This window comes from Singulisphaera sp. GP187, from assembly GCF_900129635.1.
Taxonomy (GTDB): domain Bacteria; phylum Planctomycetota; class Planctomycetia; order Isosphaerales; family Isosphaeraceae; genus Singulisphaera.
This window is the reverse complement of record NZ_FSRB01000003.1, coordinates 613,579-626,173: the sequence shown is the minus strand read 5'-3', so window position 1 is coordinate 626,173 and position 12,595 is coordinate 613,579. Positions and strand designations below refer to the sequence as shown.

General features: G+C 64.6%; 11 protein-coding genes. 10 read left to right on the top strand and 1 reads right to left on the bottom strand.

Annotated elements, in window-relative coordinates:
• Positions 1–219: 219 nt before the first annotated feature.
• From BUS42_RS38525 to BUS42_RS38490, 8 genes are all read left to right on the top strand, one after another.
• Positions 220–1,665, top strand: coding sequence for a GntP family permease (locus BUS42_RS38525; protein ID WP_074317540.1), 1,446 nt, complete (start codon positions 220–222; stop codon positions 1,663–1,665).
• Positions 1,666–2,229: 564 nt separating this feature from the next.
• The gene (locus BUS42_RS38520; RefSeq protein WP_074316678.1) at positions 2,230–3,162 is read left to right on the top strand and encodes an urea transporter; all 933 of its coding nucleotides are present in this window, start codon (positions 2,230–2,232) and stop codon (positions 3,160–3,162) included.
• Between the two features lie 76 nt (positions 3,163–3,238).
• A complete protein-coding gene (locus BUS42_RS38515; protein WP_074316675.1) occupies positions 3,239–3,541 on the top strand; it encodes an urease subunit gamma in 303 nt (100 codons plus the stop codon).
• 53 nt (positions 3,542–3,594) lie between these two features.
• The gene (locus BUS42_RS38510) at positions 3,595–3,975 is read left to right on the top strand and encodes an urease subunit beta (RefSeq protein ID WP_074317539.1); all 381 of its coding nucleotides are present in this window, start codon (positions 3,595–3,597) and stop codon (positions 3,973–3,975) included.
• Positions 3,976–4,026: 51 nt separating this feature from the next.
• Complete coding sequence (gene ureC, locus BUS42_RS38505) at positions 4,027–5,748, top strand: urease subunit alpha (protein WP_074316672.1); 1,722 nt, start codon at positions 4,027–4,029, stop codon at positions 5,746–5,748.
• A 247-nt stretch (positions 5,749–5,995) separates the two neighbouring features.
• Positions 5,996–6,676 (top strand): urease accessory protein UreF, encoded by a 681-nt coding sequence (locus tag BUS42_RS38500; RefSeq protein ID WP_074316670.1) that lies wholly within the window; start codon positions 5,996–5,998, stop codon positions 6,674–6,676.
• Positions 6,677–6,770: 94 nt separating this feature from the next.
• Positions 6,771–7,424, top strand: coding sequence for an urease accessory protein UreG (ureG, locus tag BUS42_RS38495; protein ID WP_074317537.1), 654 nt, complete (start codon positions 6,771–6,773; stop codon positions 7,422–7,424).
• Positions 7,382–8,326 carry an urease accessory protein UreD gene (locus BUS42_RS38490; RefSeq protein ID WP_074316668.1) on the top strand — a complete coding sequence of 315 codons (945 nt, stop codon included), beginning with the start codon at positions 7,382–7,384 and terminating at the stop codon, positions 8,324–8,326. Before ureG ends, BUS42_RS38490 begins: the two co-directional genes overlap by 43 nt.
• A 163-nt stretch (positions 8,327–8,489) precedes the next feature.
• On the opposite strand, the gene BUS42_RS38485 is transcribed toward BUS42_RS38490, so the two are convergent.
• Complete coding sequence (locus BUS42_RS38485) at positions 8,490–9,752, bottom strand: outer membrane beta-barrel protein (protein WP_254054086.1); 1,263 nt, start codon at positions 9,750–9,752, stop codon at positions 8,490–8,492.
• A 794-nt stretch (positions 9,753–10,546) separates the two neighbouring features.
• Here BUS42_RS38485 and BUS42_RS38480 point away from each other — a divergent pair.
• Together BUS42_RS38480 and BUS42_RS38475 are read left to right on the top strand one after the other, a co-directional pair.
• Positions 10,547–11,293 carry a hypothetical protein gene (locus BUS42_RS38480; RefSeq protein WP_074316666.1) on the top strand — a complete coding sequence of 249 codons (747 nt, stop codon included), beginning with the start codon at positions 10,547–10,549 and terminating at the stop codon, positions 11,291–11,293.
• A 57-nt stretch (positions 11,294–11,350) separates the two neighbouring features.
• Complete coding sequence (locus BUS42_RS38475) at positions 11,351–12,442, top strand: tetratricopeptide repeat protein (RefSeq protein WP_254054085.1); 1,092 nt, start codon at positions 11,351–11,353, stop codon at positions 12,440–12,442.
• Positions 12,443–12,595 lie beyond the last annotated feature (153 nt).

Sequence of the window (12,595 nt, the reverse complement as noted above, 5' to 3'; positions counted from 1 at the left end):
AGGCCCCCCTCGTATTCGACGGTTTCCTCCAGGGCTGTCGTTTGGCCGCTGGGACGAGATGGCGAAGATTCGCCGCTCCGTCCCACGGCGTGGCGTCCTTCCCTTGTGTGGGATGATCGATCAAGGCGATGTCCAATCATCCCCAGGCGGTACACGGTCGCCAACCGTCTGGGAGGCAACTCACCTGGCGCTCTTGATTTGGTGATGGAGGACAACACCTTGGGACTGCTTGGGATCTTGCTCGCGCTCGCCTTGTTGATGTGGCTCGCGTTTCGAGGGTGGAGCGTCCTGTTGGTGGCCCCGGCGGCTGCACTCCTGGCCGCGGCGATGTCGGGCGAGCCGCTGCTCGCCCATTGGACCCAGACGTTCATGGGGGGCGCTTCGCGCTTCGTGGCGCACTGGTTTCCCTTGTTTTTGCTTGGCGGGTTGTTCGGCAAGCTGATGGATGACAGCGGTTCGATCACCGCGATTGCGCGTTACTTGACCGAGCTGTTGGGAACCCGCCGCACGATGCTCTCGGTTGTGCTTGCCTCAGCCGTAGTCACCTATGGTGGCGTCAGCGTCTTTGTAGCCTTTTTCGTGCTGGTCCCCATGGCGCAGCAGATGTTTCGAGCGGCGGATATCCCGCGTCGCTTGATGCCGGCGACCATCTGTCTCGGCGCGTTTACGTTCACGATGTCGGCGCTCCCGGGATCGCCCTCGATCAATAACGCGATTCCGATGCCTTACTTCGGAACCACGCCATTCGCGGCGCCCGGACTCGGCATCATCGCATCGATCATCACGATGGCGTTCGGCATGTGGTGGCTCGGCCGTGCCGAGGCGATCGCACGCAAGGCCGGCGAGGGCTACGGTGGCGGGGCGGACGCGGCTCCTGTCGTCGATGAGACGATCCGCGAGCATGCGACGGCGGCCGGCGAATTCGATCCGGCCGAGATCCGCCATGGCAAGCGCAGTGAGGGTGAGCCTTCCTTCGTTCTCGCCATCCTCCCCCTCATTGTGGTCATCGTCATGAACTTCCTGATGTCGCTGGTCATCCTCCCTCGCCTTGATTTTTCGTTTCTCGCCGAGAAGGTCTGGGGCGGGACCACGATCGGAGCCGTGGCCGGGACTTGGTCGGTCGCCATCGCGCTCGCACTGGGAGCCCTGATCACTGTCATCATCAACTACCGGCGTCTGCCCGCGTTGCGTGAGAGCATGGATGCCGGCGCCAATTCCTCGGTCTTGCCGGTTCTGACGGTCGGCAGTCTCGTCGGCTTCGGCGCGGTGATCGCGGCCATGCCCGCATTCGCCGGGGTCCGCGACGCGGTGCTGTCGATCCGGGGAGGGCCGCTGGTTTCGCTCACCGCCGCCATGAACTTGCTCGCCGGGCTTACCGGCTCCGCTTCCGGCGGGATGGCGATCGCGCTCGATGCGCTTGGCGCCACCTATCTGCGACTCGCCGTTGAGCAGGGCATCGATCCCGCGCTGTTGCATCGCGTGGCCACGATCAGCTCCGGTACGCTCGACGCCCTTCCCCACAATGGCACGGTCCTGACGGTGCTGCAAGTCAGCAGACTGACCCATCGCGAAAGCTATTTTGATATGGTGATGACTGTTGTCGTCAGCGTGATCATCTCATTAGTTGCGATTATTTTACTGGGTTCGGTGTTCGGGTCGTTTTGACGAGGGAGGTCATGCCTGCGTGCAAGTCGGCTTGGCGATGCACGGCCATTCGGGATCCGGTTGATTGGCTCCGTCATTCCGGGGTGCGCCTCCCGGATCCGTACTTCGCGCCGTCCGGGCACGGGCCTTGGCGCGAACCTGATTTCCCGATGTAAACTGACGCTGGAGCAAGGGCACCGGGACCGGGTGGAAAACCCGGGAATGTGGGGACGGTCTCAAAACATTCCTGTTAGTCAGTGATTGACTTACGGGAACTCACTGGTATCACTGGTTAGATGTTGCCGCAACTTGCAAATGGAAGAGGGGCTTACGCGGAATTGGAGTTCGAGGCCCGAGCCGTTCCGGGAGGTCCGCGGGAGTTCACCACGTGGCGTGGTCGTCAGGGAACGCAAGTCAGGTGTCATTGAGGTTCGTCGGTGCGGAAATGGCGGGACAAACGGTGCCGTCCCCTTCATGAATTCCATTCCAGGGGCGGGGAACTGCCGAGCTTCTTAGACCGTCGCGTCATTGGCTCCATTCGGGTCCAATGGAATCTCATCACCTCAATACGAGAATCGAGCTGATATGTTCTCGTTATCGGATGAAGTTGTCCCTACCCCGCTGCGTACGACTTTGCGGGGGATCGGCCAGGTTTTCTTTCAGGAAAACGCCCTGACGGGCGGCTGTTTTCTCCTCGGGATCGCGTTGAGCTCGCCGATCATGGCGCTTGGCGCGATTGTGGGAGCGGCGATCGGCGCGGTGACGGCCAAGGTGCTCAAGTTTGACGAGGCCGAGGTGGCCGCCGGCATCTACGGGTTCAACGCGACGCTGGTCGGGATCGCCACCCTCTTCTTCTTCAAGCCGGGGGGGGCGAGCCTCGTGTTGCTGGTCGTCGGCTCGATCGCCGCGGTGCCGGTGACCCGGCTGATGCGGCGTTACGTGCCGTTCCCGACATACACCTCACCGTTTATTGTCCTGACCTGGGCGATCTATTTCCTCGGGCTGGCCCTGAAAGTGCCCCAGGTCGCGGCGGGCGATCCGTTGGGCGTGGTCGGCTTCGTGGGCACGGTGGCCCACGGCGTGAGCCAGGTGATGTTCCAGGCGAGCCTTGGGACGGGGCTGCTGTTCGTCGTCGGTATTGCCCTGAGCGACTGGCGGCACGCCGCGTGGGTGCTGGTGGGCTCGATGGTGGGGATGCTGGTGGGGAACTATCACGCGACCGCGGCGGTTCGCGCGCTCGACCCGGAGCGGCTCGTCGATCGCTCCTTGTTCGAGAACGTCGAGCTCGGGCTCTATGGCTACAACGCGACCCTGGCGGCCGTCGCCCTCTACTTGTCGAAGCGGTCGCTGATCCCACCGCTCTTGGGGATCTTGCTCTCGGTGCCGATCACCGAGCTCGTCCCCAGGCTCGGACTTCCCGCCTTGACGGCGCCCTTCGTCCTGGCCACCTGGCTGGTCTTGGCGTTTGGCTGGCTCGAGGGGAAATTCCTCCGCGAACCGGCCTCGTCAGCGACTTGACCGAGGTCAATGCGTCGGGCTGCCGTGTCCGATTTTCGTCGATCCCTTGAACCAATCGACTCATGGAGTCCTGCCCATGCATCTGTCGCCCCAAGAACGTGATAAGCTGATGATTTTCGTGGCCGCCCAGGTGGCCCGAGCCCGCAAGGATCGCGGCCTGAAGCTGAACATCCCCGAGGCGACCGCCCTGATCACGGCGGAGCTGATGGAGATGGCACGCGACGGCAAGTCGGTCGCCGAGATCATGAGCGCCGGCCGTGAGATCCTCGGCCGTAACGACGTCATGGAAGGTGTGGCCGAGATCATCACGATGATCCAGGTCGAGCCGACCTTCCCCGATGGCTCGAAGTTGATCACGGTCCATAACCCGATTCGTTGATGAATGACTCCGAGTTCCCCGACTTGCCATCCATCCCCTTGGGAGAGAGAACCATGGTTCCGGGCGAATATTTCTTCGATGGGGCCGACCTCGAGCTCAACGCGGGCGTCGAATTCGTCACGCTCAGCGTCAACAACACGGGAGACCGGCCGATTCAGGTCGGGTCGCACTACCATTTCTTTGAGACCAACCGCGCGCTGGTGTTCGACCGCGAGAAAGCGTACGGCATGCGGCTCGACTTGCCGAGCGGAACCTCGGTGCGACTCGAGCCGGGTGACGTCAAGGAGGTCCGGCTGATCCCCTACGGCGGGCGTCGGAAGGTTTTCGGTTTCAACGGTCTGGTGTCAGGTCGGCTCGACGATCCCTACACGCGACAGACCAGTTTGAAGCGATGTGTCGACGAAGGCTATGGTTGCTGCATTTCCTCCGAGTGATCCGCGTCGACTCAAACCATCCGATCCCGAATTGGTAAGGGGTATCCATCGATGAGTGTGCGCCTTTCTCGACAGGCTTACGCGGGCAAGTACGGTCCGACGGTGGGCGACCGAATCCGGCTCGCCGACAGCGAGCTCATCATCGAGATCGAACACGATTATGTCGACTACGGTGAGGAGTCGATCTTCGGTGGCGGCAAGTCGATCCGCGACGGCCAGGACCAATGCCCGGTCATTGATCCGATGGGTCCGGAACACTGCGACCTGGTGATCACCAACGCGGTGATCATCGACCACTGGGGGATCGTCAAGGGTGACATCGGGATCCGGGGGGGCCGGATCGTCGCGGTCGGCAAGTCGGGCAACCCGCTGACCCAGCGTGGCGTCGACCCCCGACTGGTGATCGGGCCGGGCACCGAGATCATCGCCGGCGAAGGGCGGATCGTCACGGCCGGCGGGATCGACACCCACATTCACTTCATCTGTCCGCAGCAGATCGAGACGGCGGTCGCCTCGGGGGTGACCACCCTGATCGGCGGCGGCACCGGTTCGGCCACCGGGACCTGGGCGACGACCTGCACGCCGGGCCCCTGGAACATCATGCGGATGCTCCAGGCGTTCGAGGGCCTGCCGGTCAACGTCGGGTTGCTGGGCAAGGGGAACAGCAGCCTGCCCAAACCCTTGCATGACCAGGTCGAGGCCGGTGCCTGCGGATTAAAGCTCCACGAGGACTGGGGCACCACGCCGGCGGTGATCGACACCAGCCTGACGGTGGCGGACAAGTACGACATCCAGATCGCGATTCACACCGACACGCTCAACGAGTCGGGGTTCATCGACGACTCGATCGCGGCGATGAAGGGGCGTGCGATCCATAGCTTCCACACCGAAGGGGCGGGCGGCGGTCACGCGCCGGACATCATCAAGATCGCCGGTCTGCCTTACGTGTTGCCCTCGAGCACGAACCCGACCCGGCCGTTCACGGTGAATACGATTGATGAGCACCTCGACATGTTGATGGTCTGCCATCACCTGTCGCGGAAGATCCCCGAAGACGTGGCGTTCGCCGAGAGCCGGATTCGGGCCGAGACGATCGGTGCCGAGGACGTGTTCCACGACCGTGGGATCATCAGCATGATGAGCTCGGACTCGCAGGCGATGGGTCGGGTCGGCGAGGCGATCGTGCGGTGCTGGCAGACCGCGCACAAGATGAAGGTGCAAGTCGGCGCCCTGGCCACCGACAGCGCACGCAACGACAATGAACGGGTGAAGCGGTACGTGGCGAAGTACACGATCAACCCGGCGGTTACTCACGGGATCGCGCACCATGTGGGGAGCATTGAGTCGGGCAAGCTGGCTGACCTGGTGCTGTACAAGCCGGAGTATTTCGGGGTGAAGCCCGAGCTGGTGCTCAAGGGGGGCCTGCTCGTCTCGGCGCAGATGGGCGACCCGAACGCGAGCATCGCGACCCCGCAGCCGGTTTACCCCCGTCCCCAGTTCGCGGCGTACGGGCGAGCGTTGTCGAAGTCGTGCCTGACGTTCGTGTCTCAGGCGGCGGTGGACAATGGCGCGGCGGAACGGTACGGGCTGCAACGGGAGATCGCGGCGGTGCAGGGCTGCCGCACGGTGGGCAAGAAGGACATGATCCGCAACGAGGCGACGCCCGAGATTCGGGTCGACGCCGATACGTACCAGGTGTGGGTCGACGGCGAGAAGGTCGGTTCCGAGCCGATCGACGTGCTGCCGATGGCCCAGCGCTACTTCCTGTTTTGAACGCAGCCGTGGCTGTCCGGGCCGGGGAATGCCTCGGCCCGGACTCCCCTGCCCTCCTGTAACCCTGGTGGATCTGGATTTTCCAGGCTAAGAATATGTGCAAGCTGGCGTGAATTCTCTTGTCGGGTGGGCCGTGCCCACCCGACAAGATCGCTTGGCTTGGTGTTCACGCGACTGCGGTCGTGACCGTTCTCGTCGGCGAAACCTGGTGAGCCGTGTTCACCCTATAAGTCGGATTGGCTTTTTGATGAATCTCCGCTTGCTTCAGATCACCGATTCGGCCCTGCCGATCGGCGGCTACACCCATTCGTGGGGGCTCGAAACGGCGATCGCGCGCGGGCTGGTCCACGATCCCGAGACGCTCGAGAAATGGACCCGGCGCTGGCTGCGGACCTCGCTCGGTCCGCTCGAGGGGGTGCTGGTCGCCTCGGCCTGCCGCGCGGCCCACGCCGGCGATTCCGGCGCGCTGCTGACCCTGAATCAGATGGCCGAAACGTCGATCATTCCCCCTTCGACCCGGATCGCCAGCCGGGAGATGGGCGACCAACTGCTGGCCTTGGGGGCGACCTGGACCTGGTGCGCCACCGGCTTGGCGGCGCTCATGGACGCGGAGCCGGAACACACCGCCGGCTGGCACCACCCGATCGCGTTCGGGGTGCTCGGTGCGCTGGCGGGCGGCGCGGCCGACGACGTGCTGACGGCCTATCTGCACCAGGCGGCCCTCGGTATGATCGGCGCTGGGGTCCGCGCGATTCCGATCGGCCATACTCACGGCCAGCAAGTGCTGGCTTACGTCCATGACGATATCCGCGATCTGGCTCCCGACCTCGGCGGCCGCGCTGCCGAGACCGCGGGCGCCGGTTGCCCTCACTACGAGATCCTCTGCGATGAGCAAACTCGACTCTATGCTCGAATGTTCCGATCTTAATGATGGGTCGGACGCGCGGGGCTGGTCCACCCGGCCGTCGCGGCGGCGTCCCCGCTGGGGCGTCGCGTTCCACAATGACCCCGGTCACGACCACATGGGCCGGCCCGGCCCGGCCCGCTACGCCGGGCCGTCGCGGCAGGTCTTCACCCTGGGCGTGGCCGGGCCGGTCGGCTCCGGGAAGACGGCCCTGGTCGAGGCGCTCTGCCGCCACCTCTGGCCCGAGATCAACCTGGCGGTGATCACCAACGACATCTACACCCATGAGGACGCCGAGTTCCTTTCGCGCCGCGAGGTGTTGCCGGTGGAGCGAATCGTCGGGGTCCAGACCGGTGGCTGCCCCCACACGGCGATCCGCGACGACGCCAGCGCCAACCTCAGCGCCGTGGCCAACTTTCAGCGTCAATTCCCCAAGCTCGAGCTGGTGGTGGTCGAGTCGGGTGGTGACAACCTCACGGCGGTCTTCTCCCGCGAGCTGGCGGACCGGTTCATCTTCGTGATCGACGTGGCCGAGGGGGACAAGATCCCCCGCAAAGGGGGTCCAGGCATTTGCAACAGCGATCTGCTGGTGATCAACAAGACGGACCTCGCACCGTACGTGGGAGCCGACCTGGAGGTGATGCGGCGCGACAGCCTCAAGATGCGGGGCGAGCGTCCGTTCCTGATGGTCAGCCTCCGCGAGCAGGAAGGTGTCGAGGAGGTGATCCAGTGGGTTCGCGAGCAATTCGCATCACACGTGACGAACTCCTGACGCCTCCCGAATTCCAGGGCCTGTGCGCCAAAGAGCATCAGGCCGCGCGGGTCGGGGGGGCGCGGATCGAGTTGGTCCGGGTGGGTGACGAAACTCGACTGGGGACCTGCTACCAGCAGGTCCCGGTACGTCTGATGCCACCGTTCGTGATCGCTGGCGAGCCGGCGTCGCTGCTCTACCTGATCAACCTGACCGCGGGCCTGATGGACGGTGACGGCCACCTGATGGAGCTGAAGGCGCGGGCGGGGACGCGTTCGCTGGTGACAGGTCAGTCGGCGACGCGGGTGCACCCGGCGCTATCCAGCTTCGCGACTCAGCAGTGGGCGGTGGAGGTGGAGGACGACGCCTGCCTGGTGGTGTTGCCGGGGCCGGCGATCCCGTTCCAGGGGAGCCGGTACTACCAACGGGCGCGGGTGGCGCTGGCGCCGCGCGCCCGGTTGATCTGGGGGGACATCTGGTTCGCGGGTCGGTACAACCGTGGCGAACTCTCGGAGCGGTTCCAGTTCGCGCGGATCGTGCAGGACTTCGAGGCGCGCCGCGCTGGCCGGTTGATCTACCGCGATCGGTTCCGGTGGGACGGTCCGTGGTCGGCCGAGGATGCGGCCTGGTACTTCGGTGGGGCATTGGCGACGGCGAGCCTGTTCGTGTCGGGGCCGACTCCCGAGGTCGTGCCCGAGGCGGAAGCCGGACCGCTATTCCGCCGCTCGGTGTTCCGGCTCGACAGCGGGGACCTGTGCCTGCGTTGGGCCGGCAACCCGACGGCGATCACGGCGGACCTCGCCCAGCAAGCGCTCCGGCTGGCGGGGACCTGGACCGGGGGTCCCGTCGCTGCTCCCTGGTTCCTCGACTCGACCGGCCTCGCCCCCAACCACTGGTTCTCAACCCCGGTCGTCTCCGAGTGAGGTGAAACCGCGACGAACCGATCTGACTTGTCGGGCGGGTTGTACCCACCCGGCAAGAATCAATCAAGTGACGAGGTGAGACTGTCCGCAAATGGAGAACGGCGATGGCAACGCGAGGGTTGCCATCGCCGTTCTCATTTTTTCGACACCGTATGAGCTGATGTCAGAACTTGATCAAGGCGCTGATCCCGCCGGTCAACTGGCTCCGGTGGGTCGGGGGCTCGCCCCCGCCTCCGAAGGCGGGTTGGCCGGCGAAGTCGCCGCGGATTTCAGGGCGGACCTCAAGGAACTTGTTGGGGTGCCAGTTCAAACCGAGAGTGACCTCGGCATAGTCGGTATTGATCCCGGTTCGCGTGCCCTTGACGTCGTCGAACCATTCGGCACGGCCCTGGATATCGAGTTCCGGGGCCAGGTGATAGATCCCGATGGTATAGAGGCCATACCAAGAGCCGGTGCCGACTGGGGTGTTGGTATCCCAGCCCATGTTGGACTGGACGATCTGGACGAAGCGCTCGCTCCAGTTCTGCTGGACGCGGAGCTCGACGGTGGTGTTGTGGTCGCCGGCCATGCCCGGGGCGGCGAAGATGGCGTTTGGGCCCGTGTAGACCGAGGCGGTCAACCGCGTCTTCTGCTCGTCCGTCAGCCAGTAATTCACCTGGCCGATGTAGCAGTAGGAGTTGTTGCTCCGCAAGGTGAAGAACGTGTTGGCCCCGAGGGTCATCCCGCTCCAGATGTCCAACCGACTGGTGACATGTTGGTTGAGCAGGAAGCCGGTGAAGGCCCCGTCCTGCGAGTAGAAGAACTGGTAGTCGCTGGAGTAGAACGGCCGGTAGGGAGCGAGGAAGCCGTTGTAGCCGATGATCGTGTTCATCCGGCCGACCTTCACATCCATGCCCCCTTCGGTGAAGATTGGCAAGTGCGCGGAGATGTAAAGGTCACGGAAGTCGTGACTGAAGTGCGAATTGCCGGGCGGAGAGTCGATGCCCCCCTTGGGCTGGCCCAGCGCCGCATCGGCACCGGCAAAATACCGAACGTTGAAGCCGATGTCGAATCGGTCTTGCTTGAGCGGCTTCTGGATCACGAGGCCGATCTGGTTCAGCAAAAACTCGTTGCCGAATCGGTTCTGCCGGGGTTCGACCGAGAGCAATCCCGACCCGCTTGACGAGCCGGTATACCCCCCTTCCACCCAGCCGAACGTCCGGATGCCGCTGTCGCCGAACGCGTTTTTCACACCCAGGGTGTCCATCAGAAACCGGACGTCCGAGACCGGGGTCGACCCCAGGCTGGGCACAACGGGCACCTGCGAGACATCCTCCGCGAGTTCGGCCGGGAGCGACTCGGGCTGGAGGCCGGAGCCGGCCGGCCGCTGTGGAGGCGGAGGCCCGGGAGCCTCGAATCCAGGTGGCACCATTTCCTGAGCGTTCACGGCACTCGCTCCGAGGAGGAGTACGAACAAGCCTCGGCCGAATCGAAATTGCCAGTGACTCACGGCGGACCCCCGTCGCATTGAGGCGGTTTGTTGGTAAGTGCAGGTGCATTGCCCGTGGCTTTTGGGGGGTGGTGCCACCGCGCCGCCAGGCGATTGCTAGTAATTTCGGTTATGAGGAATCGGATGCGTTAGCGCTATGGCCGGGTTTTGATTCGCTTGAGGGATATGAGGGTGGGTTCGTCTGAAAGGGTAAACTGGGTGATTTTGGTCATCGGGGATTCGCCGGACGGCCTCATCAGGACGATGGGATTGAGGTTCGGCCGGCTCCTGACCGCGAGCCACCGAGCTCAAGGGGTGGGAGTCTACGGATCTTGGAACTCTGAACACAAGAACGTGGTAACGTGTTCGCCGGATCTTTTGCCGGCTTGTCAAGATTCGACACGTTCCTTGCCACCTGTGCCTTGCGGCGGCACTGGGAAATGCTCATCATTCTAGGGTCGGAAGCGGGTTCGCTACCTTGGTCTCTCTCCAGGCCGAGGTCGGCGGCGAGCCGATCAACCTCGATCGTCATGTCCTGTACTCTTGCGCCGTCACCCGCCATGACTTGAGCCCTCCCGAGAGGGTGGGGCTACCCCCACTGATTCCCGATCTCAGAGCCCCGATCGCCGACCTTCGGAGGCGACGGGCAACGTCTCGGTAAGCGGAGAGACACTGCCGGGTGGGGTCGGGCCGCGATCGCGCCCGCATTCGGCGGTCTTGATGAGACTGATCCCGAGGGAGTGATTGCTGCAATGCGTCCAGCGTTGAAACCTGTGCCGATGGCGGGGATCCTCCTGCTTGGCGGACTGATGAGCTTGGTGTTTCTCTCCCGAGCGGATGGGGAGGACGAGCCGGCTCCGACGAAGAGCGCCCGCGGCGGCTTCCTGGGGAAGACCGAGCGGCACCAATTCGAGGTGTTCTTCTACACCCAGGGAATCCGGATCTTCCCTCAGGATTCCACCGGGAAGGGACTTGACGCCACGAACCTGACGGCGATCGCGACCTTTTACCACCCCAACTCACCGAGTCCCTGGTTCGACCGCCGGCTTCAGCCGGCGACGGCGGCGGCCGGCCAGCCGTCGACCTCGCTCGTTCGTGCCATCGGCCTGGGAACGGTCCCGGCCTCGGGCGCGAAGGTCGTCTTCGAGATTTCAGGGCTGCCTGATCCTACCGAGACTTCGGTCTCGTTCACTGTGCCGTTCGCGCTCATGACGTCGCAGGTCCCTGCGCCCGTGGCGACCGACGGGACGGCAAGCCCCCGCTTCATCTACGCCGCTGGCTCCCAGGGCGTCGGCTACTACGCCAACCCCGGGCCGCAGAGTGCGCCCCCGTCCGCGACCGGGCCTCGGCCGGCCGCTCCGCCGCGGTACACCGGCAGCGCCACCCGAACCCAGGCGAGCGGTAGCTCCGGCCCCCGTACCGTCGGGCCGGGAGCCCGCGACTGGACGACGGGGCGGCGCAGCCGGCTCCCGAAACCCTGGCTCCGGCCGATGGACTGAAACCAACTCTGGTGAGAGACGACGCACATCGTGGCGAGACCCGGGATGAGGAGACAAATGATGAAACTGGCGATGAGAATCTGGTTCGTGGCTGCTCTGCTTGGTGCTTGTTCCGTCCCTGCCGCCAAGGCGCGGGGGGCGGACTGGAAGGTCGAGCATGACGCCGGCTGGAACGCGTACAAAGCGGGCCTCCTCGACGAGGCGGAACGGCGACTCCGAGTGGCCGAGAACGAAGCGAAGGCGTTTGGCGAGAACGACCCTCGGCGCGCCACCACGCTCGACCACCTCGCCTGGGTGCTCTCCTCCGAGGGCAGAAACGCCGAGGCCGAGCCCCTCGCCAAAGCCGCCCTCGCGATCCGCGAAAAGGCGCTTGGCGCCGAGCATGCCGACGTCATCCGCAGCCTCAATACGCTGGCGTCGGTCTACGATGCGGCGGGTCGGTCGGCGGAAGCTCGTGCGACTTATGCGCGTTGCCTCGCGGCGGCCGAGAAGGTGCACGGACCCGAGAATCCGAACGTCGCGGCCGTGCTCGACAACCTGGCCACGGTCGACCATGTCCTGGGCAACTTCCCAGAAGCCGAAGCCTCGTACAAGCGTGCGCTCGCGATCCGCGAGAAGACGGCCGGTGGTCAGCCCATCGACCTCGCTCCGACCCTGTTTAACCTCGGCTCACTCTACGTCGACCAAGAGAAGTACGCCGAGGCCGAGCCGCTTCTGAAGCGTGCTCTGGCGATCCGCGAGCAGGTTCTTGGCGCTGAGCACCCGGACGTTGCCGCCAGCCTCGAGTCGCTCGGCTGGCTGTACGCCAGCCAGGGGAAGCCCGCCGCGGGGGAACCGTTGCTCAAGAAGGCGCTGGCCCTCTACGAGCTTGACCTCGGGAAGGATCATCCCCACGTGGCGTGCTGCTCCTCGAAGCTGGGACGCGTCTGTCTCTCCCAGGACCACCAGGACGAAGCCGTCGCGTGCTGCAAACGAGCGGTCGGGATCTTCGAGCGAACCGGGGGCGACCCCCTCGAAGTGGCGGCGGCTTTCGAAGATTACGCGGCCGTGCTCCGGAAGTCGGGTGACAACGCCGAGGCGGAAAAGCTCGAGGCTCGTGCCAAATCGCTCCGAGATTCGCTCAAGAGCCCCGACGCTGCGAAGAATTGATTTCGCGTACCATCGTATTGGGTATGGCATGAAGGAGCTGTCTCGGAAGCAGGCACTCCTTCATGACCACCGAACCCAGTCACTCGCAACACGTGGTCAGGTGCGCCGGAACCGGCCGACGGTCTCCTCGGGAGGATCGCCTCCACGGCTCTG

What these genes read in the sequence shown, in the direction of transcription:
- BUS42_RS38515 (WP_074316675.1), top strand. Translation starts at nt 3,239, where the DNA reads ATGCATCTGTCGCCCCAAGAACGTGATAAGCTGATGATTTTCGTGGCC.
- ureG (WP_074317537.1), top strand. Translation starts at nt 6,771, where the DNA reads ATGGGCCGGCCCGGCCCGGCCCGCTACGCCGGGCCGTCGCGGCAGGTC.
- BUS42_RS38475 (WP_254054085.1), top strand. Translation starts at nt 11,351, where the DNA reads ATGATGAAACTGGCGATGAGAATCTGGTTCGTGGCTGCTCTGCTTGGT.
- BUS42_RS38510 (WP_074317539.1), top strand. Translation starts at nt 3,595, where the DNA reads ATGGTTCCGGGCGAATATTTCTTCGATGGGGCCGACCTCGAGCTCAAC.
- BUS42_RS38520 (WP_074316678.1), top strand. Translation starts at nt 2,230, where the DNA reads ATGTTCTCGTTATCGGATGAAGTTGTCCCTACCCCGCTGCGTACGACT.
- BUS42_RS38480 (WP_074316666.1), top strand. Translation starts at nt 10,547, where the DNA reads ATGCGTCCAGCGTTGAAACCTGTGCCGATGGCGGGGATCCTCCTGCTT.
- ureC (WP_074316672.1), top strand. Translation starts at nt 4,027, where the DNA reads ATGAGTGTGCGCCTTTCTCGACAGGCTTACGCGGGCAAGTACGGTCCG.
- BUS42_RS38500 (WP_074316670.1), top strand. Translation starts at nt 5,996, where the DNA reads ATGAATCTCCGCTTGCTTCAGATCACCGATTCGGCCCTGCCGATCGGC.